Source organism: Bradyrhizobium sp. CCBAU 53421 (assembly GCF_015291625.1).
Taxonomy (GTDB): Bacteria; Pseudomonadota; Alphaproteobacteria; order Rhizobiales; family Xanthobacteraceae; genus Bradyrhizobium.
This window is the reverse complement of sequence record NZ_CP030047.1, coordinates 5413493-5439119: the sequence shown is the minus strand read 5'-3', so window position 1 is coordinate 5439119 and position 25627 is coordinate 5413493. Positions and strand designations below refer to the sequence as shown.

Below are 25627 nucleotides of genomic sequence, written 5' to 3'. Positions count from 1 at the left end.
AGCGTCGCCATTGCGAGCGCAGCGACCCCCGACTACGCCGCCCGCACGTCCGAGAGGAAGCGGTTGACCTGGCCGGCGAGGTCCTTGGACTGCGTCGAGAGCTGCTCGGCTGCGCCCAGCACCTGGGTTGCCGCCGCGCCGGTGTCGTCGGCGGCGCGCTGCACGCCGGAGATGTTGGAGTTGACTTCCTGGGTTCCGCGCGCGGCTTCCTGAACGCTGCGCGAGATCTCCTTGGTCGCCGAGCCCTGTTCCTCGATCGCGGCGGCAATCGCAGTGCCGATCTGGTCGATCTCGGTGATGACGTCGACGACGCTCCGGATCGCGGTCACGGTCTCGTCGCTCGCGGTCTGGATCGCGGTGATCTGCTCGGAGATCTCCGTGGTCGCCTTCGCGGTCTGGCCGGCCAGCGACTTCACCTCCGAGGCGACGACGGCAAAGCCGCGGCCGGCCTCGCCGGCGCGGGCCGCCTCGATGGTGGCGTTGAGCGCGAGTAGGTTGGTCTGTGCCGCGATGCTCTGGATCAGCGTCACGACGTCGCCGATCTTCTGGGCGCCTTCGGCGAGCGAGCGCGCGGTGTCGCCGGTGCGGCGGGCATGGTCGACCGCGCGCGCGGCGATCTCGGTCGAGGTCGCAACCTGACGGGCGATCTCCGAGATCGACGAGGTCAGTTCCTCGGTGGCGCTCGCCACGGTCTGAACATTGGTCGAGGTCTGATCCGACGCCGCCGCGACGACCGCGGCCTGACGGTTGGTGGCGGCCGCGGTGGCGGACATCGATTGCGCGGTGTCCTCCATCACCGAAGACGCTGCGGACAGGCCGCCGACCAGCTCCGTGACCTTAGCTTCGAAGGCGCGGGTCAGATCGTCGAGCACGCGGGCGCGGCGCATCTTGACGTCGTTCTCGGCTTCCTTCTCGTTTGCGAGGCGGTCGGCTTCGATCCTATTGTCCTTGAACACCTGGACGGCGGCGGCCATCGCGCCGATCTCGTCGTTGCGCGCGGCGCCGGGGATCGCTTCGGCGACCTCGCCCGCGGCGAGCCGCGACATCCGGCCGGTGAGGGCGGCGATCGGGTTCAGGATGCGGCGGCGGATCACGACGATCAGGCCGGCGCTGACGGCGATGACCGCGAGCAGCCCGACCAGTGCGATCACGAAGCTGAGGCGCGCCGACCAATAGGCGCTCGCGAGCACCTGCTCGGCATTCTCGTAGAACGCGTCGCGCACGGTGATGATGGCGGCGAGGCCGACCTGCGATTCCGGATAGTAGGTGTCGAGATCCTGCTCGTACTTGCCGGTCACGGCGCCTTCCTTGGCGAGCTTCAGCGCCTTGCCGAAGCGCTCGACATAGTCAGCCTGCATCTTGCCGAGCGCGGTCATGACATTGGCCGGCGTCGCCGGATTGTTGCGCAGTTCCTGCAAGGTCGAGAGGATCTGCTCGGTGCGGCCGGTCGAGCGATAGAGCTCCATCTTCTCCGGTTCGGTCGCGACGCGCTTGGCGCCGACCAGCGCCTTGTGCAGGCTGGCATTGAGGCCGCCGGTGTCGCGCAGCATCCAGGCGACGTTGGCGTAGCTGGCCTGGCGATAGGCGTTGCCGTCGAGGCCGGCGAGCCGGCGCACCTGCTCGTCGAGCAACGTGGTGACCCCGGCGTTGAACACGGAATTGTCGGCGACGATCTTGCCGGCGGCGGCGCGGCGGGCATCGGCCGGCCCTGCGATTGCGGTCGCGATGGCATCGCGCAGCCCGGCAAACTTCACCTTCAGCGCGTCGATCTCGCGCGCGACCGCCTCGCCATCGTCGAGCGATCCCGGCAGGATGGTGCGCACCTGGTTGACCTTGGCGAGCGCGCCGTCGGTCAGCTGACGCTGACGGTCGAGCTCGGCGATCTGCTTCGGATCGATCGTGGCTCCCCCAAGCAGCAGGTTGGTGGCGTAGCCACGCTCGGGGTTCATGTAACGCGGGATATCGCCGACGGCGCGGACGATCTCGAGCCGGCTCTGCGCGGTCGAGACCTTGTCCATGGTCTGGTACTTCGTGACAGCGACATAGGCCGCCAGGCCGCCGCCGACCGCGGACAAGGAGACGATCGCAGCCGTCAGGAGAGTACCGATTTTCATGGGATGCGCGCCATTTCTTGACGAGAGAGGGGAGGCCTCAACCGTACCGGGTGCGCATTAAGCTTGGGTTTATGATGCGGGAGCCGTGGCGGTCCCGCACATTCCGCATTGTCCGAAAGTCGAAGGACCGGTGTCGCCCGGCCGCGCGGGGCGGCACGGCGTGACGATCAGTGCTCGTCGTCGTCAGCGCCCTTGGTCGCGGCACGGTGTTGGGTCACGCCGCTCGAGCCCGCTTCGCCGCAGGGAAGCTGGTTCCAGGTGCCGTCGGCGGCCTGTTGGTAGGCTTGGCAGCCGGTGGAATTGGTTGTGGTGGCGGCTTTTTCGTCGGCTTTCTGCCGCTCGGCGCTCTTCGCCAGCGCCGGCGTTGCCCCGGCAGCAATGGCCGCGAGCGACCCTGCGAAAACCAGCTTTGCGATCCGCATATCGGGTTCTCCTTCTCGAAGCGAATGCATATCCAGAAAACAAATCCGGCGATTTTTGGCCGCGGCACCGCGCCTGCGACGAATTGCTTAATGGTCGGAAAACGCGCCGGACGGCCGGTTAACATCTGCGCGCTGGCCGCAAGACGGCTGTCGCAGCGCCGTGGTAGGATCGCGCCATGACCCACCGCATTCTCGTTCTCTACGGCTCCTATCGTTCGGATCGCATGGGCATCCGCCTGGCCCATTTCGTCGTCGACGGCTTTCGTGCGCGCGGCGACGACGTCGAGTTGATCGACGCCAAGGAGGTCGGCCTGCCGATGCTCGACCGGATGTACAAGGAGCATCCCAAGGGTCAGGCGCCGGCCGTGCTCGAAACGCTCGCCGGAAAGATCCGCGACGCCGACGGCTTCCTGTTCGTCACCGGCGAGTACAATTGGGGCATCCAGCCCGGCTTGAAGAACCTGACTGATCATTTCCTCGAGGAATGGTTCTGGCGCCCGGCGGCGATCGCAAGCTACTCGGCCGGGCGGTTCGCCGGCGCCCGCGCTGCGACCGCCTGGCACGGCACGCTGTCGGAGATGGGAATGGTGGTGGTGTCGAGCACGATCAGCGCCGGGCCGATCGCGCAGACGCTCTCGGCCGATGGCAAGCCGATCGGCGATGCCGGCAAGTCGCTCGAACGCGCCTTTCCGCGCTTTGCCGACGACTTCACCTGGTGGATCGAAGCCGCCAAGGCACAGCGGGCGCGCAAGGCGCCGCCATACTGAGCCCCGGTCTGCAATCCCTGGAGACAGGCATCATGAGCCTCTTCACATCGCCCTTCGATCCCGCGCGCGAGGCCGCCCTGGTGACCGGCGCCGGCAACGGCATCGGCCGGGCCATCGCGCTGGCCCTGGTCGGCGAGGGCGTACGCACGGTGTTCGCCGATCTGCACGAGGACAAGGTCCTGGCCGCAATCAAGGCCGCGCCGCGTCCCGAGCTTGCGGTCCCCTGGGCCGGCGATCTCGCGCAGCGCGCGGCGTGCGACGCGCTGCTGGCGCATGCGCAAGGCGCGCTCGGGCAGGTCACGCACTTCGTCCATAGCGCCTCGCCGCCGCGCCGCGAGGCCGATCACGCGATGGCGGTCGACGAAGAGACCTGGCGGCAGATGCACGCGGTCAATCTCGATGCCGGCTTTCATCTGTCGCGCGAGCTGGCGCGCAAGCTGATCGCGGCGAAGACGTCGGGTTCGTTCCTGCTGCTCACCTCGCTGCATGCTGGCACGCCGCGCAACCTGCCGCATTACTCGACGGCGAAGGCCGGCATGGCGATGCTGGTGAAGGAGCTTGGCAAGAGCTGGGGCCGCTACGGCATCCGCGTCAATGCGCTGGTGCCCGGTGCGATCGCGGCCGGCGGCTTCGTCGCCGATCCCGCGCTGGCAAGGCATATTCCGCTCGGGCGGCTCGGTCAGGCGGACGATCTTGCGCCGATGGCACTCGCCGTGCTCTCGCACAAGCTTTCCGGCTACGTCACCGGCGCATCGATCGTGGTCGACGGCGGCCTGTCGCTGACCAACTGGTTCGCGCCGCCGGAGCTCGATTGAGAGCGAAGCTTGTTACTTGGTCCTGATGTAGCCCGCGAGCCGCGTCTTCTGGTCCTGGCACCAGCTCGTCATGCTGCCGGCGCGGCGCTGGTCGAGGTCGGTGGTCTGGGTCGCGATCGCGACTTCCGTCATCAGATCGTCAGCCTGCTTCTCGCCCATCTTGCCGCCGGTGTGCATGTAGGCGATCGCCTTGCGCACCTGCTCGGTGGTGCCGTCGGGAAGGTGCATGTCCTGCGCGCGCTGCACGAGGTCCTGATAGACGAGATCGGTGCCGGGGCACTCGACCTTGGCGGCGAAGGCCTGCAGCACCATGGTGACATAGGCCGCGCGCGGATCGGCGTGGGCCGGTGTAGCCGCGACGACCAGACCGCCGATCAGCAGAGCGTAACGCATCGAATTCCTCCCGGTGTTTTAGCCATTTTGTCGCAAGGCTAGCGTCCGCCGGAACCGACTGCAACCGGAAGGACACACTTGCCGAAGGAACCGATCAAACGGCCGTGTTCCAGTTCGAGCTGCCACGATTTCAGCACGATTTCGGCAGCAAGTGCCACAAGTTGACGCAGGGGAGAATGATCGTGTCGAAGTTGGGGCTTGCTGCGGTGCTGGTGGGTTCGCTTGCACTTGGCGGCTGCATGCAGGCGACGCTGTCGCCGGTGACGGATGCTGCGATGACGCCGCGCGATCGGCAATTGCTGGCGCATCCGCCCTATGCGGAGGCCAAGATCCCGGATCAGTTCCAGCGCCACATTGTCGATTACAGGCGCAAGGAGCAGCCGGGCTCGATCCTGGTCGATACCGACGCGCGCTACCTCTATTACGTGCTGCCCGGCGGCAAGGCGATCCGCTACGGCGTCGCCGTCGGCGAGGAGGCGATGGCCTTCTCCGGCGTCGCCACGGTTGGCCGTCTGGCGGAGTGGCCCGATTGGGTTCCGACCCAGGATATCCAGGAGCGGCTGGGGCCGTATCCGAAGCGTGTCGCCGGTGGACCGGCCAATCCGCTCGGGGCTCGCGGCATCTACCTCTACCAGGGCAACAAGGACACGCTGTACCGTATCCATGGCACCAACCAGCCCGAATATATCGGGCAGGCGATCTCGTCGGGCTGCATCCGCATGAACAACGCCGACGTCATCGATCTCTATCAGCACGTCAAGCCGGGCGCGACCGTGGTCGTGCTGCCGCCGGGACAGAGCGCGTAATTCGCTCGCCAATTGAAAAGCGGCCGATCGCGATTGCGCGATCGGCCGCTTTCTTTTTCAGCTTCAGCGCAGCGGCATCGGCGGCCGAACCACCGGGCCGCCATCATCCGCGTCGACGATATTGGACTGCTGCTGCGGTTGCACGGGCCGCGGTGCCGCGGCCGCCTGCGGGGAGGCCGCAACGGGTGCCGGCAGCGGGGCCGCTGATGCAGGCGGCGGCGGGATATAGGCCTGGGCCGGCCGGCGCACCGGCGGCGGCGCAACAGCCGCGTGCGGTGCTGCCGGCGGGGTGATCGCGGCACGTGGGCGCGGTGCGACCGGCCGGGGTTCGACGGCCCGGGTCTCGGTCGTCCGTGCGACCCGCTGCGTCAGCTGATCCTGGCTGGCCTTGAGCTGATCGATGCTGGTCTTGAGTTGCTCGATCTGCTGTCCCATCGAGGCGAGATCGCGCGCCATCGACTGCAGCAATTGCGTTTGGTCGGGTACCACGGCGGCCGGCGCTGCCGGGGCGGCGGCCGCAACCGGCGCAACTGCGGCAGCGGGTGCTGCGGCCGCCGGCGCAGCAGCAGGAGCGGGCTGCGCCGTGGCGACATCTTGCGGCGGAGCCGCCGGAGCAGCCTCAGCCGGCTGATCGGCGGCAGCCGCCTGCGCGGGCGGGCTCGTCTGGTCGGCAGCGGGAGCGGCCTTGCCCGGCAGCAGCGACGTCAGCGCCTCGACCTGCGGCACATACTCCGCCACCACCTGCTTGACGCGATGGCCGTAGTGTTGCCACGCCGCGGTGCCCATGGCGCCGACGATCGCGAACACGAACCAGAAGGCGCGGATCGCCCATTTGTTGGTGGGACGCGGCCCGCGCTCCAGCCTGATGTCGTCCAGCCTGCCGTCGTGGCTTGCCGTGCTGTACTCCGGCGCGGCCGGCGGCGGCGTCATTGGCGTCGGCGTGACTGATGGCGCCGAGGCGACCGTAGCGGCGGGCGCGACGTGTGGCGCGGACGAGGGCGCGAGGCTCGGGCCGAACCACGGCTCGCGCGGCCCTGCCTTGGCGCCGGCTGCAGGCGCGGCGGCATTGTCCGGGCGTGCCGGAGCGAAGCTCGGTTCGATCGCGAAAATATCGTGCGGATCTGCGTCTTTCAGTGTCGATTGCATGGCGGTCCCCGTTTCAGTCCAAGGTCAACCGCAAATGGGCGGCCGGCAATTTGAGCTCTGTATCGACCCCTGACCCGGGCCCCACGACTCCAGTCCGGTTTGACCAAAGCAAGGCGAGAGGGTGGAGAGGTTGGGGAGTTTCGGGAACCGATGCCGGGGCGGATCACGCCGGCATCGGAGCGCTGGCCGCAGCCCAGGCCCCGAGCGGCATCTCCAGCGTCCCGCTGTTGAGGGTTGTGTTGCGGATCCACCACACCCAAGGGGGAATCGCATCGTGCGGGGTGCGTCCCGCCGCATTCCGCCTCCGTTCCGCCCCGATTGGATTCGGCTGATAGGCAGTTGTTGGATTTTCGGCTTGGGCTGGGGGCGCAAGTTGGGGGTGCAACATGTCACGCGACGATGCAGTCATCTCGTACGTCGGCGTCAAACGCAGCGCGCGCGGCGCTGCGCCTCCGATCCTGTTTTCGCATGCCCGAACGCCGCTGCGGCTGTTCGCCGTCGTGATCGGCGCCGCGTCGCTTGCGGCCTGTGCGCAGTCCTCCGTCGTCAGCCAGCGTTCGCAGGCGCTCGCGAGCCGGCCGGTATCGGCCGAGCCGACGCGGGCTGCGTCAGCGGCGACGCGCACTCATGTCGCAACCGCGCGGCGGCATGCGCCTTACGCCGCGCGCAAAGGCGGCGGTACCAAGGTTGCATCGCAGGGCGTCGCGAGCTTCTACAGCGACGAGCAGGAGACCGCGAGCGGCGAGAAGTTCAACGCGCGCGAACTGACCGCCGCGCATCCGACATTGCCGTTCGGCACCAAGCTGCGCGTCACCGACGTCAAGACCGGCCGCTCGGTCACCGTGCGTGTCAACGACCGCGGGCCTTACGTTCCCGGGCGCATCGTCGACGTGTCGTATTCTGCCGCACAGTCGCTCGGCATGATCGGCAAGGGCGTCGCGAACGTCAGGCTCGACGTGGTGCAGTAGGCCGCATCGAACGAGGTGGATTCGGGATTTTTTGCCGGGCAGATCGGGAAAAAGTCCCGGCGCCGTGCGCGCATTAATCCTGTTGTCCGAACCACCCGTCCCAATAGAATTGTTGCCGCTACTTCCCGCGCTCTGCTCTTCCAGGCGCGTGGATTTCTACCCAATGAACCTTCCCCGCCTTGGCGTTCCACTGAGGCGGGGTTTTTCTTTGCGGGCAGCGCACTGCCGCATCCGGTGCCTGTGTGTCCACCAAATTGTCACGCTCCCGGCGAATTGCGGCCCAACGCCGCTGCCAACAAGCCGCCGAATGAATGACGTCGGCGAGGGACAAGCGTTGGCTTACAAGATGATCGCAGAACGCGAGAACGAAACGGTCAGGATCGAGCGGGAGAGCACCTTCATCATCATCGCCAAGGCCAAGGTCTGGGCGAGCGAGGGGTGGCAGGTAGTGATCACCGACAAGGACGGAAAATCATACCCGCCCGAGGAATTCGACAAGCTGCTCGCGGCGTAAGGTCAGCGCTGCGCCGACACCAGGAGCATCATCGGCCGTTCGAGTTCGTCGGCGAGTTCCGGCATGGCCTTGATCTGCTCGCGCGTCGGGGAGAATTCCTCGACCTGGCGAAGCGTGAAGCCGGCGCCGATCAGCGCATTGAGCGTGGTGCCGATGGTGCGGTGATATTTCAGCACGCCCTTCACATACCAGTCGGTCCGCCGTTCGCCTTCGATGAAATAGCGGTTGACCGGCCAGGTCTTGCGGCCATCCCGGTCGTGTCCCCAGCCGGGATGGGCGGCCGCCATATAGATCGGATGCTCGATGGTGAAGACCAGCTGCCCCTCCGGGACCAGCGCGCGGTGCAGCATGCGCGCCAGGCGATCGAAGTCCCTGATGTAATGGAAGGTGAGGGCGCTGTAGGCGAGATCGAAGGTGGCCTTCGGCAGCTCCAGCGTTTCAAGGTCGGCGATCTCGTAGGCGATGGCCGGATCCTGCGTCATCGCCGTGGCGCGCGCGATCATGTTCTGCGAGAGGTCTATGCCGAGCACGCCGGTGGCGCCTTGCTCGCGCATCCAGCGCGACACCCAGCCGAAGCCGCAGCCGAGATCGACCACGTGCTTGCCGCCAATGTCGGGCAGCATGGCGCGGATTGCGGGCCATTCGGGCGCGCCGAGCAGTCCGCGGACCTGCCGCGGCAACTGGCTGTAGCCGGCGAAGAAGCCGGGATCGTCATAGATGTTCTGCGCCATGGCTGCGGCAACCCGGGAAGCAACGGAAGTCGCCTCTCTGTAACCGCCGCCGCGGCGGGTGGGAACCGCTGATTGTGTCGCGCCCGGCGGCGCTGCGGGAACCAGATACGGCGTTCGGCGGTTTTTGCTGTCAGCACTCGACAGCCGAGGAGAGCGCCATGATAGCTGAAATGCAGATCCACACCATCGCGCGGCAGATGCTGCTGAAGCACGGCCCCGAGGCTATCGCCCAGGCCGCGCAGAACGCTGTGGCCTGCGAGGCCAAGGGCGAGACCGAAGACGCGCGTGACTGGCGTCATATCGAGGACGCGCTGAAAATGATGCGCGGACCGCATCAGAGCTGACGGCCGAAGCCGCGACACCTGATCGAATGATCCGGCGCTGAGCGCTGGAGCCTTCGACTTGCGAATCCCCAAAGCTTGCGAAGCCCCAAGGCTGCTTGCCTTTGCCGGAAATTCCGGGAACTCTGGTCCGGCAAGCAGCAGACAACATTTTCTATATGGGGGAATTCGCCATGACCTTTTCACTCTACGACGCGACCGTTGCCAACTACCTGCAGATCCTCGGTGCCGCCTCGGGCTTCCTCGAGAAGAGCCTCGCGCATTTCAAGGACAACGGCATCGATCCGGCCGAGATCGTCGAGACCCGGCTGTTTCCGGACATGTTGCCGTTCCGCTTTCAGGTGGTCTCGCTCGCGCACCACTCTCGAGGCGCGATGGAAGCCGCCAAGAACGGCGTGTTCGTCCCGCCGTCCGGCAAGCCCGATCTGGATTACGCCGCCTTGCAGGCGCTGGTGAAGGACGCTTACAGCGAATTGTCGGCCTTAACGCCGGACGCGGTCAATGCGTTGCTCGGACGCGAAGTGACGTTCAAGGTCGGCGAGCGGTCGATGCCGTTCACCGCCGAGGGATTCCTGATGTCGTTCTCGCTACCGAACTTCTTCTTCCACTCGACCACCGCCTACGACATCCTCCGCCACAAGGGCGCGCCGCTCGGCAAACGTGACTTCATCGGCCGGTTAAATATGAAGAAGTGATCGAGCCACACGTGGATTGATCTCGCAGCTACGGCAACATCAGCCGCTGTGCGCAGCAAGACCAAAGCCGCTGGTGCGTAGCACAACCAAGACCGCGCGCCGACAAGCGCGGTCAGCAGAGTCCGAAGCCGGCCGACGCTAGCCGATCCTGCGCCAGCGCGGCACGGGATCGAGCGGCGTCCGGTACAGCTCGCGCCGGTCGATGTCGGTGACGCGCACGGCGCAGCCGCGCGCCTTCAACTCCGGCTTGACCTGCGACAGTTCGCTGGCGAGCTGATCGGCCCGATCGGAAGCGAGGCTGATGTCTTCGAGGATGATCGTTCCTTGATTGCGGAACTCGTCCCCCACCACGAGATCGAAGGTGTAGTACGGCATCCGAAGTTCTCCGTTTCGGTTTGCATCACAGGGTAACACTGAGTCGAGCATTCCCTAAGATGCATCGCGCACAATCGTCGAGCGATTGGCACAAAAACGATGTGCAACGCTTCAAGCACGATGAACGAGGCTGCACGCGTCGCACGGCGAAGGAGTCCCGTGAGCCAGCTCACCGCTGTGCCGTTAAGATTTGATTAAAACTGTCGTCGCAAGCTTGGGACCAGTGGAATTGCGGTGGAACCGGGCTCCGGGAACCGGCAGCCGCAGGAGAAGGCCGGTGGCGTAACGCCCATCGGCCTTTTCTCGTCACCCAAACCCTCGAGCTAGTCGCGCAACGTGGCTTGCCGCCTGGCGCGGCATTTCGGGCCGGGCCCACGCATGTAGTACAGCTCGGGGCGATAGGGGTTGATGACGCCCTCGATCAGCGCCACACAGCGCGTGACGAGGCGGGCGAGGTGGCGGCGCAACGGCTGCAGGGCGAGTTCCATCGAATTCATGGCACGCCCTCAATGCAGCTCGCCAAGGATGGCGGTGAACGGCAGCTCGAAGATCTCGGTCCCGATATCGTCGGTGACGTGGACTGCCCAGTTGCGCCAATCTTCCGCGCTCGGCGTCATGACAAAGCTGCGCGCCAGCTGCTCCGCATGCACCCGCGCCTCCGAAAAATCCATCGCGGCGCCGATGCGATCCAGGATGACGTGCTTGTCGTCAGAGCAGTGAAAGAAAACTGCGGACATCTTCCGATTCCCATGCCGAAGCGATTCTCGTGCGCTGAAATAGCAGCGCGCGCGGGCACTTAGAATCCGGGTGATCCCCCATCGGTAAACTACGGGGATTTCAGACAATTTGAATCACGCGGCCGTGATCTGCACGGGCTGTCAGAAGATCGGCTCACCGATCGCGACCTCGCTGCGCGGGCCGAGCAGGATCACCTCGCCGCCGGCGTCCTTGGCGCCCAGGATCAGCAGCTCCGAGGTGAAGCCGGCGATGTTCTTCGGCCCGAGATTGCAGATGCACACCACCTGCGAGCCCACCAGCGCCGCCGGCTCGTAATTCGTGATCTGGGCGCTCGACCACATGATCCGCCCGGCACCGACATCGACGCCGACCTTGTAAGAGGGGTTGCGGGCGCGCGGAAACGGCTGCACTTCGACCACTTGGCCGATCCGGATATCGAGGCGGGCGAAGTCGTCATATGTGGCTTGCGGCTTGAGCGGAGACATCAGCGCTCCTGAAACGCGAGGCGGACGCCGAGCGCAATGTAGATCGTGCCGACCACGCGGCCCTGCCACTGGCCGATGCGGCGATGCCGCCGGATCCACGGGCTGATCTGGCCGGCGGCGAGCGCGAGTAGTGAGGTGTAGGCCGCGCTCATCGCGACGAAGATCAGGCCGAGGGTCGCGAACTGCGCGACGGCCGAACCGTGGCCGGGATGGACGAACTGCGGCAGGAAGGCGAGGAAGAACAGCGCGGTCTTCGGGTTGAGCATTTCGGCCCAGATCGCCTGCCGGAATGCGCGACGCGGGTCGACCGGCTGCGCCGCCGGCAGATGCAGGTCGGCATTCTTCTCGAACAAGGCGCGGACGCCGAGCACGATCAGGTAGATCACGCCGGCATATTTGACGATCGAGAACGCCAGCGCCGAGGTCATCAGCACGGCCGACAGGCCCAACGTCGCCATTGCGGTGTGGACGAGGTCGCCGAGCGCGATGCCGAACCCGGTCGCAATGCCGACGCGCGGCCCGCCGGTGATCGAACGCGCGAGCACGAGCAGCACGGCCGGCCCGGGGATCAGGAACAGGCCGAGCACGACGGCGGCGTAGGTGAGGAGGGTGGTGATGTCGATCATGAATAATGTCCCGGATGTCAGGATGCAGGGATGGCGACCGCCGCGAAGCGCGGCTTCGGATCAAGCATCACCTCAGCGCTTTCGACAATGCGCATTTCCTCGGTTCCTCGCTCCGCCGTGCGCACCAGCACGCCGTGGATGCCGGACGCGGCGTGGCTGAGCGCCTCCGGCGTCGCGAGGCCACGCACGCGGGCGGCGACGAACAGCGCGGCGAACAGGTCGCCGGTGCCGGACGGGCTGATCGGCACGCGCGGGGTGCGCACGCGCCAGGCGCACGTCTTGCCGGATTGGGTGCGTTCGATCGCCAGCGTCTCAATCTCACTGTGGGGCGTGCCGGCAAGCTCGGCGCTGGTGATGACGATGGTCGCAGGGCCGCGCGCCATCAGCACGCTCGCCTGCGCGATGACGTCATCCATCGTCGCCACGCGCGCGCCGCAGAGGAATTCGAATTCGAAATGGTTGGGCGTGATGATGTCGGCGAGCGGACAGAGCTGGTCGCGCACCAGCGGCGGGATATCGGCTCGCACGAACATGCCGCGGTCGCGGTCGCCGAGCACGGGATCGCAGCAATAGAGCAGGGCCGGGTTCTCCGCTTTCGCGCGGGCGACGAAGTCGGCGACATCCATCGCGATGTCGGCCGAGCCGAGATAGCCGGACAGGACCATCCGGGCACTTTCGACCGCGCCGCGCTCCTCGATGCCGCGCAAGAGGTCGGCGACCAGTTGGACGTCTAGCACGCGGCCGCGGATCGTCGGATAGCCCGGCCGGTTGCTGAGCAGCGTGGTCGGCACCGCGACGACGTCGATGCCGTGCAGTTGGATCGGAAAGGCGGCCGCGCTGTTGCCGACATGGCCCCAGGCGACCTGCGACTGGATCGAGATGACGGTCATCTTGTTCGCATCACCCGAACAGCGCGGCGTAGATCACGTAGAGCCAGCCCAGGATACCGTGGATGATTGCCCACAGGATCGAATGGTTCTTGGTGTAGGAGATCGCAATCGCCAGCGCCGAGCCGAATCCCACGCCGTATTTCGCACCCTCGACGCGGACGCCATAATATCGATTGCCGTTCATGGTGGTCCTTCCAGCGGGAGGGCGTGATGGTGACAGCGTAACCCGCGAGTTACTGTCAGTTCAACGGTAGACGTGAGCCTTCGGGTATCGCTACGTCCTTATAGACCCGTCATCCTCAGGATGACGGTGAGGGAGTTGCGCGCGTTCCTCCCCATTCGCCGGGACGACATTGGGTGTGTGGTGCCGCCGGTGAGTCACACACCTGCATTCTGGCGACACGATCTGTCCGAGGCGGTCGGTCACGCACCGATCAACCGAATGTGTGGAACCGGACTGCGGGACGCGCAAATTCGCTGCGCCGTCGCGGAATAATCCGGTGGCGCCGCTCGTCATGGTTCTAGCGAAAGCGCTTCAGCAGGCCGGCGAGACGATCGCATCCTGTTGAATTCACCAGGAGACGCTTGATGACCACGATCAAATACGTCGCGGCGGGCTTGCTCGCCCTCGGCATGCTGACGACATCGGCCATGGCGCGCGAAGTCCCGCCCGGCCCATCCGCGTTCGTGAAGGGACATGCCGCGGCCGCCGGCCGCTGGGGCGGCGGACCGCCGCGCGTGGCCGTGCCGCGCTTCGGTGAGTTCGAAACGCTGCCCCGGGATCAGCCCGGCGGCGTCTGTGACAACGGCGACAATGCGATGATCTGCTGAGCCGGACGGTGCATGGCGGTGATCTCCGGCAAAAGTTGCGCTAGCTTCGCTGGGTCGTCTCCCTCCAGCCGCGAGCGCCGCCGCCATGCACATCCTCCGTCCCCAGTTTCGCATCGAGGACGACCACGCGCTGGCGTTTGCGGCGGCGCGCGGTTTCGGCGCCATCGTCGCCGCCGACGCGCGCGGCCCGCGGGCGTCGCATGTGCCGTTCGTGATCGAGCGGCGCGAGGATCGCGTGATCGTGCAGATCCATCTCACCGCGAAGAACCCGCTGGTCGAATTGGCCGACGGCGTCAGGCGCTTCCTGCTGATCGTCGCCGGCGACGATGCCTACATCTCGAACGACTGGTACGTCTCGCGCGATAACGTCTCGACCTGGCTCTACGAGGCGGTGCATTTGTCCGGCATCGCGCATCTGCGCGGGCTCGACGACAACCGCAGCCACGGCGACGCGCTGCTCGCGGTCTCCGAGGCGCGGCTGCCGAAGCAGCCATGGGACCTCGCGCAGATGGAGCCCGGCAAGCGCGAGGCGATGCTGGCGGGGATCAGGGTGATCGATCTGGTCGTCGACGAGATCGAGGGCCAATCGAAACTCAACCAGCACAAGAGCGATGCGGACTATGTCGCGCTCGTCAACCGGCTCGCACACGCAAAGGAGACCTCAAGCCACAGGCTTGCGGAGAAGATGCGCGCGCTCCGGCCGGAGCTTGCGTATGAGGTTGGACAATGCGTGGGGCGGATTAGCGAAGCGTAACCCGCCGCCGACGTGCTGCGGACCGACGGTGGATGACGCCTGCACCAATCCGCCCTACACAGTCGATCACGATCGAAGTTGCAAACGCGTTGTTAAGAATTGTCTCGCGCCGATTTGCTCGATTCCGATTCGTTCTTTGCGAACAAAATGGAGTCGGATGGGGAACAGTTAGGGTGCGCCGTGCAGGAAGCGCTCGACCTCGCTGTTGAATCGATCCGCCTGCTCCACGTTGAGAATGTGAACGCCGGGCAGCAGAACGAGCTTTGCATCGGTGATGCTCGCCGCGATCGCTTCGCTGTGGCTGGCCCGCGTGACAGTGTCGCTCTCGCCGCCGATGACGAGCGTCGGCGCCGCGATCAGCGAGATGGTGCGGCGAAGATCGACGTCGCGCAGGGCGGCGTAACAGCCGGCGAGGCCGCGCGGCGGGGTGGTGCGTACCATGTTGCGGAATTCGTCGACAATCTGGTTCGGCGCAGCCAGCATCGTCGCGGGAAACCAGTTGCGCATGAAGTCTTCGGCGATTCCGTCCATATCGCTGGTAGCCAGCACCGCGCGGATCTGGTCGTCGAACGGCAACTCCGACGCCAGATGGGACGCGGTGTTCGAGAGGATCAGGCGATCGATACGTTCAGGGGCGAAGATACCGAGCCACTGCCCGATGAATCCGCCGAGCGACAGGCCGAGGAAATGTGCGCGATCGATTGCGAGGTGGTCGAGCAGTTCGACCACGTCGCGGCCGAGTCGGTCCATCGAATAGGCTCCCACGGGCGCGTCCGAGCCGCCGTGACCGCGGGTGTCGTAGCGGAGCAGGCGAAACGACCGGCCGAGGGCCGGCACCGAGCCGTCCCACATGCGCAGGCTGGTGGCGATCGAGTTCGATAGCGCGAGCACCGGCCGATCGTCGGGACCGTCGATCCGGTACGCAATCCGGCAGCCGTCCTTCGTCGTGAAGTGTTGATCGTCGCCCATTTCGTCAATTCCTTCTGGTAGAAGCCCGCGGCTTCGCGTGAAGCCAGGCTAGGGCTCGCGCTGGACTAAGAAAATTACTAAGATCGGCCAATCTCTATCGGATTTGCGGACAATGGATAGGATCAAGCTCCACGACCTGCGCTGCTTCGACGCGGTCGCGACCAAAGGAAGCTTCCAGGCTGCCGGCGCCGCCCTGAACCGGTCGCACCCGTCGGTGTTCGCGGCGGTCGCGCGCCTCGAGCAGCAGCTCGGCCTCACGCTGTTCGATCGCAGCGGATACCGCGTCGGGTTGACGGAGGCTGGGCGGACGTTTCACGAGCGCACGCGGCTGACGCTGCGCGAGCTCGATCTGCTGCAGACCTATGCGGACCAGCTTGTCAGCGGCGACGAGGTTGTTCTGCGTGTCGTCATCGGTGACCTCTGCCCACGGCCGCCCGTCCTGCAAATGCTCTCGGGGTTCTTTGCCAGCTATCCCAACACACGCCTGCATCTGGAATATGAGGCCGTCGGGGGGCCTCTCGAGCGCTTGGCCGATGGAGACGCCGACCTCGTATTTCATTGCGCGGACCCGTCCGATCCGCGCTTCGAGCAGATCGAGCTTTCGACCACGGCCATGGTGCCGGTTGTCGCTCCCGGATTTTTGCCATTCGCGTGGACCAAGCGGGTCACGCCGGAGCGGATGCGCCCCTTCACGCAGTGCGTGATCCGCGACACGGCGCGGCGACCGTCATCGGAAGACTTCTTCCTGATCGACGGCGCGCATCGGTGCACCGTGCCGGATCAGATGATGAAAAAGGAGCTGATCCTGCATCGCCTCGCCTGGGGCCATCTGCCGGCGTGGCTGATCGAGGATGAGCTGAGGGACGGCCAACTGATCAGCATCGCGGGACCGAATTTTCCGGGCCGCGAGGAAAATCTGGCGGCGGTCCGCCATCGGCAGCGTGCGCACGGACCGGTCGCGGAAGCGCTGTGGCTTCATCTGGATGGCTGGCGGCTCTCGCCGCGCGCAGGGCGGGGCAGCAAACGCCACCGCCCAAAGCGCGGGTGATGACAGGCTTCGCGTGAGTCACCGTCTTTGCGCAAACGTGTTGTTAAGAATCGCTTCGCACTGATTTTTCGATTCTGATTCGTTCCCCGCGAACAAATTGGAGTCGGATGGGGAACATGATTGTGATGCGAGTCGTCGCTTGATCGCTGAAGCGATCGAACGCAATGCGTCAGGAGTACGCCGGGATATTTCGCGCCGGGAGCAATTATCCCATCTCGGTACAACATCGGCTGCTCGGATGCTGCGGATGCATACGTCCTGTTAATGCTTGAGCCGCGCCGATTTTCTCGATTCCGATTCGTTCTTCGCGAACAAACTGGAGTCAGATGCAGAACGGGGCTGTGGCGCTTGATGCGTTTCTCTGCTCCACTTGGCGCACGCGGGAGAGCGGATCGATGGCCAGGAAAACCAAGAAGAAAGCCAACAAGGCTAGCAAGAGAACAAGCAAGACGGCAGCAACACCGGCGTCACGGCGGACGGTGCTGGCGATCGACATCGGCGGCACGCATGTGAAGATCATGACCGACAAGGAGCGCATCAAGCGCGAATTCGAGTCTGGTCCAACGCTGTCCGCCACCGAGATGGTGCGGCAGGTCAAGGCGTTGACCAGGGACTGGTCCTATGACGTGATCTCGATCGGCTATCCCGGACCGGTGGTTCACAACCGTCCGCTGACCGAGCCGCACAATCTCGGCCGTGGCTGGGCCGGCTTCGATTTTCACAGCGCGTTCGGCCGGCCGGTGAAAGTCGTCAACGATGCGCTGATGCAGGCGATCGGCAGCTATCAGGGCGGGCGGATGCTGTTTCTCGGCCTCGGCACCGGGCTCGGCTCGGCGATGATCGTGGAGGGCGTGTTTGAGCCGATGGAGCTTGGTCATTTGCCCTATCGCAAGGACGCGACGTTCGAGGATTATGTCGGCGCCGCAGGCCTCGAGCGGCGTGGCCGGAAGAAATGGCGCAAGAGCGTCGACGACGTCATCGCGCGGCTGTCGGCAGCGCTGGAGCCCGACTACATCGTGCTCGGCGGCGGCAATGCCGACAAGGTCGACAACCCGCCACCGAAAGTGAGGTTCGGCGACAACGCCAACGCATTCGAGGGCGGCTTTCGGATGTGGAAGAACGCGACGCGCAAGCCGCGCAACGCGCGTCGATGAAACCGGAACCGTCACCAAATTGTCTCAACTGCTGAAGTTTCGCGCTGCTCCGTGGTTGCAGTTCCTGGAACTGATCGGGTCTGCCGCTCGTTTTACGCGGCATAACATCCCGTTCCATGAGGAGTGAACCATGCGAAACTTCATTATTCCCGCTATCGCGGCCATTGCGATCGGCTTCGCGACGCCGGCGATGGCCTATGATTCCGGAAGTCAGATCTCGATGGAGGCAGCTCTTGACGTCGCGACCAGTCTCGGCGTCGTGACGGTGTCCAACACCAAGTTCCTCGGCGACGAGTGGGAAGTCGAAGGCCGCGACCGGCTCGGCCGCTGGATGCAGGTCGATGTCGACGCGCGAACCGGCGAGGTGCGCAACGTGGAGCGCGGCTGGTAGCCGCGTATTCACCGCAGCGTGAGCAGCCGTGTCGGCGATCGTCCTGACGTCGCCAGCTGAGTGACATCACGCACGCACGATGCGGGCAACGGTTTTTCGAACGGCCGGCGGCGCAGGGCGCACGCCGGCCGTTCGTTATCCAGAGATGTCTTCCGCCGTGCTTTGGCTGAATGGCACAAAGGTGGAGTATGCTTGCGGCAGATTCTGAAGGGCCTGCCGCCCGTGCGATGGTCCCTCGAAAGGTTTCGATATCAAGGAGACCGGCCATGACAAAACCGTTTCCGTCCAAGACCCACATCGGCAACCATCTGCTGCATCCGGAAACCCAGATGCTCAACTACGGCTACGATCCGCAGCTGTCGGAGGGCGCCGTCAAGCCGCCGGTGTTCCTGACCTCGACCTTCGTGTTCAGGACTGCCGAGGACGGCAAGGATTTTTTCGATTTCGTTGCGGGACGACGCGAGCCTCCGGAAGGCATGGGAGCGGGACTGGTCTATTCGCGCTTCAATCATCCGAACAGCGAGATCGTCGAGGACCGGCTTGCGATCTATGAGCGCACCGAGAGCTGCGCGCTGTTCTCGTCAGGCATGTCGGCGATCTCGACCACGGTGCTCGCCTTCGCGCGGCCCGGCGACGTGATCCTGCACTCGCAGCCGCTCTATGGCGGCACGGAGACGCTGTTCACCAGGACGCTGGCGGCGTTCTCGATTCAGGCCGTGGGCTTTGCCGACGGCCTCGACGAGCGCGTCGTCCGTGCCGCCGCCGACGAGGCGATGAAGAAGGGCCGCGTCGCGATGATCTTCATCGAGACACCGGCCAACCCGACCAACGGCCTGGTCGACATCGCGCTCACCAGGCGCATCGCCGACGCGATCGGCAAGGCGCAGGGCTTCACCCCGATCATCGCCTGCGACAACACGCTGCTCGGGCCGGTGTTTCAGCGCCCGATCGAGCACGGCGCCGACCTGTCGCTGTACTCGCTGACCAAATATGTCGGCGGCCACTCCGACCTGATCGCGGGCGCGGCGCTCGGCTCGAAGAAACTGATGAAGGACGTCAAGGCGCTGCGCGGCGCGATCGGCACCCAGCTCGATCCGCATTCCTGCTGGATGATCAGCCGTTCGCTGGAAACGCTGAGCCTGCGCATGGAAAAGGCCGACCGCAATGCGCACATCGTCGCCGACTATCTGCGCGACCATCCCAAGGTGGCGCAGGTGCATTATCTCGGTCATCACGACACGGCGTCACCGGCGGGGCGTGTGTTCGCCAGCCAAAGCAGCGGCGCCGGCTCGACCTTCTCGTTCGACATCGTCGGCGGGCAGCAGGCGGCGGAGAAATTCCTCAACAGCTTGCAGATATTCAAGCTCGCGGTGAGCCTCGGCGGCACCGAGTCGCTTGCGAGCCTGCCGGCGACGATGACGCATTCCGGCGTGCCGGCCGATATCCGCAAGAAGATCGGCGTGCTCGATACCACGATCCGGCTCTCGATCGGGATCGAGCATCCGTCCGACCTGGTGGCCGACATCGCGCAGGCGTTGAGTAGGGTGTAGCCAAACGCGCAAGGCGGGTTAGCGCAACGTAAACTCGCCGATGGCACGCGAGAAACGGCGGATTGCGCCTTCCGCCTTCGCTGGTTGAGCTACGGCGAACGTAGTCGGCTAATCCGCTTCACACACTATGCTCGCTAGGCCTTCTTCACGAACTCGGACTTAAGGTTCATCGCGCCGATGCCGTCAATCTTGCAGGCGATGTTGTGTCCGTCGCTCCCCTCGGTGAGGCGGATGTTCCTGACCTTGGTGCCGCCCTTGACGACCGATGACGAGCCCTTGACCTTGAGATCCTTGATCACGATGACGCTGTCGCCGTCCGCCAGCGGATTGCCGTGCGCATCACGCACGCCTGCCTCCTGCGAGGCTACCGCGACCGCCTCGGCGCTCCATTCATGGGCGCATTCCGGGCAGACCCAGAGAGCACCATCCTGATAGGCATGCTCGGAATTGCATTTCGGGCAGTTCGTGGCAGCGTCCATAGTCGAGATCGTCCCCATTGTGGCGGGCGCACCGTAGGGGCGTGTGCGGGCAAAGCAAGCGAAAACCTGCCGATTTGTCTGCCAAGAGCGCGGAGGCGGCGAGTTTCCTGCCCAACGCGGCTGCCGGTGGAACGGTCTGTCCCGCTTTCCGTTGCCAATTGTCGCTGGGCATCGCGGCCTTACCGGCGCTTTGCCGATCCAGAACCTGGCTGATCCAAAACATGGATGCGAAAGATGATTCACGGAAACCCGGCTTTGGTCCGCCCTCGCATGTCGGTCGCAAGCGCCGCCTTCGCGTCGGCAGTGCTGGTTGTTGCAAGCATCGCCCATGCCCAGCCGCTGAATTCGAGCGCGGATCATCGCAGCGATGGTCCTGGCGGTTTTGCCGATCTTGCGGAGAAGGTCGGGCCGGCCGTGATCGGCGTGAACGCCAAGGTGGTTGCGGCTGACGATGACAATTCCCCCGGCCAGTCCGCCGAGCCGGATGGATCGCCCGACCAGGACACGCCGAGGCTTGCTCCCGGTCCCGGCCGGCGCGGTCCGGGCAGCATGCCGGGGTCGGGCGAGATGACCTCGATCGGTTCGGGCTTCTTCATTTCCGCGGACGGCTATGCGGTGACGAGCAATCATCTGCTCGGCGGCAGCGATGCAGCCGACGTCCGCACCAGCGACAGCAAGGTCTACAAGGCGAAAGTCGTGGGCAAGGACCCGGTCAGCGACCTGGCCGTGCTCAAGGTCGACGGGCGGACCGACTTCGCCTTTGTCAGGCTCGCGGATCAAGCGCCGCGCGCCGGCGACTGGGTGCTTGCGGTCGGCAATTCATTCGGGCTCGGCAACACCGTCAACGCGGGCATCGTCTCGGCCCGTGCGCGAGATCTTGAGAGCGGACCTTCGGAAGATTTCGTTCAGATCGATGCGCGGATCAATCGCGGCGATTCCGGCGGACCGAGCTTCAATGCGCATGGCGATGTGATCGGCGTGAACAGCCTGATCGTTTCGCCCTCGGGCGGCTCTGTCGGTGTCGCCTTCGCCGTTCCCGCCGACACCGTGAAGACGGTGGTCCCGCAGCTGAAGGAGAAGGGCGCGGTCACGCGCGGATGGATGGGAGCCCAGGTTCAATCGATTACGCCCGATGTTGCCGAGAGCCTGGGCGCGAACAGTCTCCGCGGCGCGGTCGTGGTCGGCGTGCAGAGCGGCGGCCCGGCTGCGAAGGCCGGACTGAAGCGCGGCGACGCGATCACCTCGGTCAATGACGAGCCGATCAAGAGCGCGAACGAACTGACCAGGAAGGTCTATGCGGCGGCGCCCGGCAGTTCGGTCAAGCTTTCGATGGTGCGCGACAAGGCGCAGAACTCGCTGAGCGTGACGCTGGGCCAGCTCGCGCAGTCGCAGGCGCCTGCCGGTCTGCCGAAGTGATCGCGTTGTGGGTTATGCCTGCGGCGTGATCCCGCCGGCCTCGGCGATCAGCTCGAACGAGCGCAGCCGCTTCTGGTGATCGTAGACGTCGGACACGATCATCAACTCGTCGGCGCCGGTCTCCGCGACCAGCGCATCGATGCCGGCGCGCACCGTCGCGGGCGAGCCGATGATGGAGCGCTCCAGCATCCGCATCGCCTGGACTTTCTCCGAAGGCGACCAGTAGGTCTCGATGTCGTCGATCGGCGGCTGGCTGAGGCCGCGCGCGCCGCGGAAGATGTTGGTGAACGACATCTGCTGCGTGGTGGCAAGCCGCCGCGCTTCCGCGTCGGTGTCGGCGGCGATGATGTTGACGCCGACCATGGTGTACGGACGCTCGAGCTGCTCCGACGGCTTGAAGCGCGCGCGATAGATCTGCAGCGCCTGGAGCAGCAGCTCGGGGGCAAAGTGCGAGGCGAAGGCGTAGGGCAGGCCGAGCTCGCCGGCCAGCATCGCGCCGAAATTGCTCGATCCCAAGATCCACAGCGGCACGTCGGTGCCCGCGGCCGGCACCGCCTGGATGCGCTGGTTGGGCCCGGCGGCGGCGAGGAAGGCCTGCACCTCGAGCACGTCCTGCGGAAAGTTCTCGGCGGATTCGGGCGTGCGGCGCAGCGCGCGCAAGGTGAGCTGGTCGGTGCCCGGCGCGCGGCCGAGGCCGAGGTCGATCCGGTCAGGGAACAGCCGCGCCAAGGTGCCGAACTGCTCGGCAATCACATAGGGCGCGTGGTTCGGCAGCATGATGCCGCCGGCGCCGACCCGGATGGTCTTGGTGCCCGCCGCGATGTGGCCGATCACCACCGACGTCGCGGCGCTCGCGATCCCCGCCATGTTGTGGTGCTCCGCCACCCAGATCCGGCGATAGCCGAGCGCCTCGGCATGGCGGGCGACATCGCGCGCATTGTAGAGCGCGCCGCGCGCATCGGTTTCCTCGGTGACGCGGACGAGATCGAGAATGGAGAGGGCGGCCACGGGGGCTCCGGAACGTTGGGGACGGGAGCCGGTGGTATTTGGCTGTGTCCAGGTGGGGGCGAAACGGCGGGCAGCCGGTTCATGCAGATGCATATGGATACGGTCGCCAACCGGGTCAATCCGCCTGATCCGACCGAGATGCGTGAAGCGGCAAAGCTACCCGTCCCAAAATATCGAAAACAACCCCATGCAAAGTAGCAGTCGCCGCGGCGACCCGGAGAAGCGACTTGACGCGTCGGGCAACTCAGCGGTACGTTTCCATTATTCCGAAATTATGCAGATCACGTAGGGGTGACCTTGGTGAGCAAGCGATGGGTATCGCCTTCGCTCTTCGAGCTACGGCGGACAAGTCGCTCCACATGCTATCACCGTCACCCTGAGGAGCCGCGTAGCGGCGTCTCGAAGGGTCGACGGCCCGGCTGGTGGCCGTGCATCCTTCGAGGCTCGCTCCGCTCGCACCTCAGGATGACGGGATTGGCTTGAGACTCGTAGCGAAGCATAACGGCCAATCCAGGCGAGGAAAGGGTGGATTGCGCCTTTGGCGCTACGCTCGCTTTCGACCGCCGCTGCCGGAAAATCGTCGCGTCACGCCCCAGACGATGGCAGCCGTGGCGGCCGTCGCGAGCAGATGCTTCAACGTATGTCCGCTGACGAACTGAAGCGTGTCTGCGATCTGATGGTCGAGCACCTCAGCGACCTTGGCCACGACGTACAGCCCCATCGCGGCGGCGAACGCGATGCGTTCGGTGCGCGGCGCACGATAGATCGCCTGCCACAGCGGGATCAGGAGGAGCGGGAGCACCTGCAGCAGCAGATACGGCCGCAGGTCGCCCGCACCATGCCGGTCGGTATAAACCCACCATGCGACGCTGGCGGTGGCGTAAAGCCCGAGAAGGATCGCTTCGAAGTTGGTCTTCGATCCCGGGTTCGTCTTCGATCCCGGCTGGGTGTCGCCGCGGACGCCGACCAGCAGGCCGGCGCCGGCAAGCGCGATCGGCAGCATGTCCCAGGTCAGGCGGCCATTGCCGGGGGCAAGGTGAAAGAAGGCGGACCCGAAGGCGGTCAGGAACAGGCCGATCAGGAACAGGCGATAGCCCGGCCATCCGGCGCGCAGCCGGTCGCTGCTGCGGTGAGGGCGCAGCGTCAGCCAGCCGCAGATCGCAATCAGCGCGAAGCCTGCGTTCGACAGGACATCGGCTGCGTGGGGGATGCCGAACAAGGCCGAGTGGTCGGCGAAATCGTTGTAGTGGGCCGGCTGCGCGATGCGTCCGTGCACCGCGAATGCCGCAATGATGCCGATCGTGATGATCGCCGGGGCGACTTTCATCCACGGTTTCACGGGCCGCTCGGACCCGGTCAATCCGTCCATCCGAAAGGTCGCGTGCATCGTCGGCTCCCAAAAATGAACAATGTTCAATATTTGGCATGGAAATGAGCGATGTTCAAGTTCTATTTCCGAAGGCGCGACTGATGATGCGACGGGGAGGTGCCTGGAGACCTCCGCCAAAGCTTCAACGTGGCTTTCGGCGTTGCTGGGACGAGGGCTGCGGCAGCGTCAGCCTTGCACCACAGCAAGGCCACGCGCGCAGGGCGCCTCAGTGCGGCGCAACTTGCCGAAAATGTGCTGATGATGGCCGCTTACGCCTGCGGCCGACCCACCCTAACTTTGCTGGGCGCCGACCGCACAGCCCACCGATCCGATCCGGAGCGAGACCTATTCCCCAACTCATCTTCGGCCTGACCAGCCTGCTGATCCTGGCCCGCTTCATCTGGCCGCTCGACTGGCCGCTGCCGGCAAAGATCGTCGCCGCGTTGCTGGTGCTGGTCGCCCTGCAATTTCACCGCTGGAACAGGCTGTCGTCGGGATCGGAATTCGCGCCGGAGTTTCCGCGTCCGGTGGTCGTGCTGTTCAACTGGGCGTTCGGCGCGATCTTGCTGCTGGCGCTGCTGCAACTGGCGCTCGATGCCGGGCTGCTGGTCGCAGCCCTGATCCACGGCGGCTTCGTCGGCGCGCCTGACGGCGTCCGCTACGCAATCGCGGCGCTGGCGGCCGCAGCCGCCGCGATCGGCGTGCAGCAGGCGATGCGCATTCCGCCGCTGAAGAACGTCGAGGTCGGTATCCCAGGACTTCCGCAAGAGTTCGACGGCTACACCATCCTGCAACTGACCGATCTGCACATCAGCCGGCTGTTTCCCGCGCCATGGGCGCGCGAGGTCGTCGCGCGATCGAACAAGCTCGGCGCCGACCTGATCGCGATCACCGGCGATCTGATCGACGGCAGCATCGATGCGCGGCGCAAGGACATCGAGCCGTTGCGCGATCTTGTGGCCGCCGATGGCGTCTACGTGATCTCGGGCAATCACGAATATATCTTCGGCTATGACGCGTGGATGGCACACTACGAAGCGCTCGGCCTGCGCTCGCTCGAGAACCGGCACATCGTGCTCGAACGCGGCGGCGGCAAGCTTGTGATCGCGGGGATCACCGACCGCGCGTCGCGCCACCGGGGGCATTCCATCCGCGACCTTGCCGCGGTGCTCGACGGCGCCCCCGAGGGCGCGCCCGTCGTCCTGCTCGACCATCAGCCAAGTGACGCACGCAACGCAGCCCGGCTCGGCGTCGCGCTGCAACTCTCCGGACACACCCATGGCGGATTGATCTGGGGGATCGATCGCCTCGCCGCGCCCGCCAATGCCGGCTTCGTCTCCGGCCGCTACGACGTCGACGGCATGACGCTCTACGTCAACAACGGCACCGCGCTGTGGCCGGGTTTTGCCTTGCGGCTCGGCCGGCCGTCCGAATTGACCCGGATTACGCTGCGGGTGGCGGGCGGCACCTGATTGATTTGTCTCGCATGCGATGATGCGATTTGCGCCGTCGTCCCAAAAATACCTCCGCCGCTGGGCGATGCTCGCGGGGATGACGGATCCGCCTGATTCACCCTGTCAAACAGCTAGGTCGGTGTCATCGCCCGGCCTCGACCGGGCGATCCAGTGTTCCAGAGACGCCGGTGCTAGAGCCGGGAGGCCGCGGCGTACTGGATCGCCCGGTCCATGTGCGCAATTGCGCACAGGCCGGGCGATGACGGTGTGGGTGAGGGCGCAGCTTTGCGTTCTCGCGACATGATCTATCAGAGCTGCGTTCATCGTTTCGTCGCGAGCGAAGCGAAGCAATGCATGATTCAAGCTATGAACACGTCG

At 65.5% G+C, this 25627-nt stretch carries 31 protein-coding genes; 15 read left to right on the top strand and 16 right to left on the bottom strand.

Annotation, left to right across the window (positions count from 1 at the left end; translation table 11 throughout):
• Positions 1 to 32: 32 nt before the first annotated feature.
• Positions 33 to 2114, bottom strand: coding sequence for a methyl-accepting chemotaxis protein (locus XH92_RS26010; RefSeq protein ID WP_194454656.1), 2082 nt, complete (start codon positions 2112 to 2114; stop codon positions 33 to 35).
• 167 nt (positions 2115 to 2281) lie between these two features.
• The gene (locus tag XH92_RS26005) at positions 2282 to 2536 is read right to left on the bottom strand and encodes a hypothetical protein (protein WP_194454655.1); all 255 of its coding nucleotides are present in this window, start codon (positions 2534 to 2536) and stop codon (positions 2282 to 2284) included.
• Positions 2537 to 2712: 176 nt separating this feature from the next.
• On the opposite strand from XH92_RS26005, the gene XH92_RS26000 reads away from it, so the two are divergent.
• A complete protein-coding gene (locus tag XH92_RS26000; RefSeq protein WP_194454654.1) occupies positions 2713 to 3303 on the top strand; it encodes an NADPH-dependent FMN reductase in 591 nt (196 codons plus the stop codon).
• Positions 3304 to 3335: 32 nt separating this feature from the next.
• Positions 3336 to 4118, top strand: coding sequence for an SDR family NAD(P)-dependent oxidoreductase (locus XH92_RS25995; RefSeq protein WP_194454653.1), 783 nt, complete (start codon positions 3336 to 3338; stop codon positions 4116 to 4118).
• Positions 4119 to 4130: 12 nt separating this feature from the next.
• Here XH92_RS25995 and XH92_RS25990 read toward each other — a convergent pair whose 3' ends face one another.
• Positions 4131 to 4511 carry a hypothetical protein gene (locus XH92_RS25990; RefSeq protein WP_194454652.1) on the bottom strand — a complete coding sequence of 127 codons (381 nt, stop codon included), beginning with the start codon at positions 4509 to 4511 and terminating at the stop codon, positions 4131 to 4133.
• A 176-nt stretch (positions 4512 to 4687) separates the two neighbouring features.
• On the opposite strand from XH92_RS25990, the gene XH92_RS25985 reads away from it, so the two are divergent.
• The gene (locus tag XH92_RS25985; protein ID WP_246787626.1) at positions 4688 to 5317 is read left to right on the top strand and encodes a L,D-transpeptidase; all 630 of its coding nucleotides are present in this window, start codon (positions 4688 to 4690) and stop codon (positions 5315 to 5317) included.
• Positions 5318 to 5380: 63 nt separating this feature from the next.
• Here XH92_RS25985 and XH92_RS25980 read toward each other — a convergent pair whose 3' ends face one another.
• A complete protein-coding gene (locus XH92_RS25980; protein WP_194454651.1) occupies positions 5381 to 6463 on the bottom strand; it encodes a hypothetical protein in 1083 nt (360 codons plus the stop codon).
• A 386-nt stretch (positions 6464 to 6849) separates the two neighbouring features.
• Here XH92_RS25980 and XH92_RS25975 point away from each other — a divergent pair, with 386 nt between their 5' ends.
• Together XH92_RS25975 and XH92_RS25970 are read left to right on the top strand one after the other, a co-directional pair.
• Positions 6850 to 7431, top strand: coding sequence for a septal ring lytic transglycosylase RlpA family protein (locus XH92_RS25975; RefSeq protein WP_194454650.1), 582 nt, complete (start codon positions 6850 to 6852; stop codon positions 7429 to 7431).
• Between the two features lie 307 nt (positions 7432 to 7738).
• Positions 7739 to 7945, top strand: a complete 207-nt coding sequence (locus XH92_RS25970; RefSeq protein WP_194454649.1) for a hypothetical protein — start codon at positions 7739 to 7741, stop codon at positions 7943 to 7945.
• A gap of 2 nt (positions 7946 to 7947) precedes the next feature.
• Here XH92_RS25970 and XH92_RS25965 read toward each other — a convergent pair whose 3' ends face one another.
• Positions 7948 to 8676 (bottom strand): bifunctional 2-polyprenyl-6-hydroxyphenol methylase/3-demethylubiquinol 3-O-methyltransferase UbiG, encoded by a 729-nt coding sequence (locus tag XH92_RS25965; RefSeq protein WP_194454648.1) that lies wholly within the window; start codon positions 8674 to 8676, stop codon positions 7948 to 7950.
• 158 nt (positions 8677 to 8834) lie between these two features.
• Between XH92_RS25965 and XH92_RS25960 the strand changes: the two genes are divergently transcribed.
• Positions 8835 to 9020, top strand: coding sequence for a hypothetical protein (locus tag XH92_RS25960; protein ID WP_194454647.1), 186 nt, complete (start codon positions 8835 to 8837; stop codon positions 9018 to 9020).
• 170 nt (positions 9021 to 9190) lie between these two features.
• Entirely contained in the window at positions 9191 to 9712 is a 522-nt protein-coding gene (locus XH92_RS25955) for a DUF1993 family protein (protein ID WP_194454646.1), read from the top strand.
• Between the two features lie 138 nt (positions 9713 to 9850).
• Here the strand turns inward: XH92_RS25955 and XH92_RS25950 are convergent, their stop codons facing one another.
• The 7 genes from XH92_RS25950 to XH92_RS25920 all read right to left on the bottom strand — a co-directional run bounded on the left by XH92_RS25950 (position 9851) and on the right by XH92_RS25920 (position 13010).
• Complete coding sequence (locus XH92_RS25950) at positions 9851 to 10087, bottom strand: hypothetical protein (RefSeq protein ID WP_194454645.1); 237 nt, start codon at positions 10085 to 10087, stop codon at positions 9851 to 9853.
• A gap of 323 nt (positions 10088 to 10410) precedes the next feature.
• Positions 10411 to 10584, bottom strand: coding sequence for a hypothetical protein (locus XH92_RS25945; protein WP_194454644.1), 174 nt, complete (start codon positions 10582 to 10584; stop codon positions 10411 to 10413).
• A gap of 9 nt (positions 10585 to 10593) precedes the next feature.
• Entirely contained in the window at positions 10594 to 10824 is a 231-nt protein-coding gene (locus tag XH92_RS25940; RefSeq protein ID WP_194454643.1) for a hypothetical protein, read from the bottom strand.
• A 141-nt stretch (positions 10825 to 10965) separates the two neighbouring features.
• Positions 10966 to 11310 carry a tRNA-binding protein gene (locus XH92_RS25935; protein WP_194454642.1) on the bottom strand — a complete coding sequence of 115 codons (345 nt, stop codon included), beginning with the start codon at positions 11308 to 11310 and terminating at the stop codon, positions 10966 to 10968.
• Positions 11310 to 11936: a LysE family translocator gene (locus tag XH92_RS25930; protein WP_194454641.1), complete on the bottom strand. Its 627-nt coding sequence runs from the start codon at positions 11934 to 11936 to the stop codon at positions 11310 to 11312. Before XH92_RS25930 ends, XH92_RS25935 begins: the two co-directional genes overlap by 1 nt.
• Before the next feature lie 17 nt (positions 11937 to 11953).
• Entirely contained in the window at positions 11954 to 12826 is an 873-nt protein-coding gene (gene pdxY, locus XH92_RS25925) for a pyridoxal kinase PdxY (protein WP_194454640.1), read from the bottom strand.
• A 10-nt stretch (positions 12827 to 12836) separates the two neighbouring features.
• A complete protein-coding gene (locus tag XH92_RS25920) occupies positions 12837 to 13010 on the bottom strand; it encodes a hypothetical protein (protein WP_016840760.1) in 174 nt (57 codons plus the stop codon).
• Positions 13011 to 13414: 404 nt separating this feature from the next.
• Between XH92_RS25920 and XH92_RS25915 the strand changes: the two genes are divergently transcribed.
• Entirely contained in the window at positions 13415 to 13657 is a 243-nt protein-coding gene (locus XH92_RS25915; protein ID WP_194454639.1) for a hypothetical protein, read from the top strand.
• A gap of 85 nt (positions 13658 to 13742) precedes the next feature.
• Positions 13743 to 14411: an FMN-binding negative transcriptional regulator gene (locus XH92_RS25910; protein WP_194454638.1), complete on the top strand. Its 669-nt coding sequence runs from the start codon at positions 13743 to 13745 to the stop codon at positions 14409 to 14411.
• A gap of 168 nt (positions 14412 to 14579) precedes the next feature.
• Here XH92_RS25910 and XH92_RS25905 read toward each other — a convergent pair whose 3' ends face one another.
• Positions 14580 to 15380, bottom strand: a complete 801-nt coding sequence (locus XH92_RS25905; RefSeq protein WP_194454637.1) for an alpha/beta fold hydrolase — start codon at positions 15378 to 15380, stop codon at positions 14580 to 14582.
• Between the two features lie 112 nt (positions 15381 to 15492).
• Here XH92_RS25905 and XH92_RS25900 point away from each other — a divergent pair, with 112 nt between their 5' ends.
• From XH92_RS25900 to XH92_RS25885, 4 genes are all read left to right on the top strand, one after another.
• Positions 15493 to 16428: a LysR family transcriptional regulator gene (locus XH92_RS25900; protein ID WP_194454636.1), complete on the top strand. Its 936-nt coding sequence runs from the start codon at positions 15493 to 15495 to the stop codon at positions 16426 to 16428.
• Positions 16429 to 16823: 395 nt separating this feature from the next.
• Complete coding sequence (locus XH92_RS25895; RefSeq protein WP_246787624.1) at positions 16824 to 17582, top strand: ROK family protein; 759 nt, start codon at positions 16824 to 16826, stop codon at positions 17580 to 17582.
• Between the two features lie 130 nt (positions 17583 to 17712).
• Positions 17713 to 17973 (top strand): PepSY domain-containing protein, encoded by a 261-nt coding sequence (locus tag XH92_RS25890; protein WP_194454635.1) that lies wholly within the window; start codon positions 17713 to 17715, stop codon positions 17971 to 17973.
• A gap of 266 nt (positions 17974 to 18239) precedes the next feature.
• The gene (locus XH92_RS25885; protein ID WP_194454634.1) at positions 18240 to 19523 is read left to right on the top strand and encodes a cystathionine gamma-synthase family protein; all 1284 of its coding nucleotides are present in this window, start codon (positions 18240 to 18242) and stop codon (positions 19521 to 19523) included.
• A gap of 134 nt (positions 19524 to 19657) precedes the next feature.
• On the opposite strand, the gene XH92_RS25880 is transcribed toward XH92_RS25885, so the two are convergent.
• Positions 19658 to 20002 carry a zinc ribbon domain-containing protein YjdM gene (locus XH92_RS25880; RefSeq protein ID WP_194454633.1) on the bottom strand — a complete coding sequence of 115 codons (345 nt, stop codon included), beginning with the start codon at positions 20000 to 20002 and terminating at the stop codon, positions 19658 to 19660.
• Between the two features lie 270 nt (positions 20003 to 20272).
• Between XH92_RS25880 and XH92_RS25875 the strand changes: the two genes are divergently transcribed.
• Positions 20273 to 21418, top strand: a complete 1146-nt coding sequence (locus XH92_RS25875) for a S1C family serine protease (protein WP_194454632.1) — start codon at positions 20273 to 20275, stop codon at positions 21416 to 21418.
• A gap of 12 nt (positions 21419 to 21430) precedes the next feature.
• Here the strand turns inward: XH92_RS25875 and XH92_RS25870 are convergent, their stop codons facing one another.
• Together XH92_RS25870 and XH92_RS25865 are read right to left on the bottom strand one after the other, a co-directional pair.
• The gene (locus XH92_RS25870; RefSeq protein ID WP_194454631.1) at positions 21431 to 22426 is read right to left on the bottom strand and encodes an LLM class flavin-dependent oxidoreductase; all 996 of its coding nucleotides are present in this window, start codon (positions 22424 to 22426) and stop codon (positions 21431 to 21433) included.
• 544 nt (positions 22427 to 22970) lie between these two features.
• Positions 22971 to 23753, bottom strand: coding sequence for a hypothetical protein (locus XH92_RS25865; RefSeq protein ID WP_194454630.1), 783 nt, complete (start codon positions 23751 to 23753; stop codon positions 22971 to 22973).
• Positions 23754 to 24142: 389 nt separating this feature from the next.
• Between XH92_RS25865 and XH92_RS25860 the strand changes: the two genes are divergently transcribed.
• Positions 24143 to 25267 (top strand): metallophosphoesterase, encoded by a 1125-nt coding sequence (locus XH92_RS25860; RefSeq protein WP_194461421.1) that lies wholly within the window; start codon positions 24143 to 24145, stop codon positions 25265 to 25267.
• The last annotated feature ends 360 nt before the right edge of the window (positions 25268 to 25627 follow it).